This window comes from Bacillus pretiosus, from assembly GCF_051294775.1.
Taxonomy (GTDB): Bacteria; Bacillota; Bacilli; order Bacillales; family Bacillaceae_G; genus Bacillus_A; species Bacillus_A wiedmannii.
In genome coordinates this window covers 1-304 of sequence record NZ_JBPPHF010000201.1, presented here as the reverse complement: position 1 = coordinate 304, position 304 = coordinate 1, and the positions used below count along the sequence as shown (strand labels likewise).

General features: G+C 41.1%; 1 protein-coding gene. It reads right to left on the bottom strand.

Features of this window, described 5'->3' with window-relative positions; all coding sequences use genetic code 11:
• Positions 1-304: phage head spike fiber domain-containing protein (locus tag ACSG5Z_RS30515; RefSeq protein WP_435712816.1), on the bottom strand; the 304-nt coding region annotated here is incomplete at both ends.

The following is a 304-nucleotide window of genomic DNA, read 5'->3' as shown; positions in this document are numbered from 1 at the left end:
GTCAACTTTGATCCTTCTTCTAACTTAATACCAGTAAACCAATAGGTTCCATTTGTACCTCCACCACTTCTACCGATGTATACCTGTGCGGTGTTTCCTTTTGCGGTAAAGGTAACGTACAACTTGACCCATTTATTTTTACCTGCATCACCTGCATCCATAGTTGCGCCTGGATAACCTGATGCACCATCATTCACTTGGATAATTCCTTGCCCAGATGAAGATTTCACATAGCAAGAAGCAGTATATTTCTTACCTCTTTCAACAGAAAGCGTTTGGTATAATCCTTGGTTTGCTCCTGTTG